Genomic DNA, 273 nt, shown 5'->3' on the forward strand with positions numbered 1-273 from the left:
TGACGGGTTGCTGCGTCGCATTTGTGGTGCGCCACAGCCAATCGGGAAGAAGCGTAAAGAGGTGTTGCTGAATTGGGGTTGTGTTGTTTCAGGCACAACACGTGATCTCTCAACCTGTGCGTCCTGCTCTCCATCTCTCTGGAGCGCGGCACACCTGTTATAGGATCAAGCCTTACGGGCAATTAGTATCAGTTAGCTTAACGCATTACTGCGCTTCCACACCTGACCTATCAACGTCCTGGTCTCGAACGACCCTTCAAGGGGATCTAGTCC

Annotated in this window: 1 rRNA gene; it reads right to left on the reverse strand. The window is 52.7% G+C overall.

The features are described from left to right. Nucleotides 1-161: 161 nt before the first annotated feature. Nucleotides 162-273, reverse strand: a 23S ribosomal RNA gene (locus VSR72_RS44125); the annotation flags it as partial.

It is taken from the genome of Paraburkholderia sp. JHI869 (genome assembly GCF_038900775.1).
Lineage (GTDB): Bacteria > Pseudomonadota > Gammaproteobacteria > Burkholderiales > Burkholderiaceae > Paraburkholderia.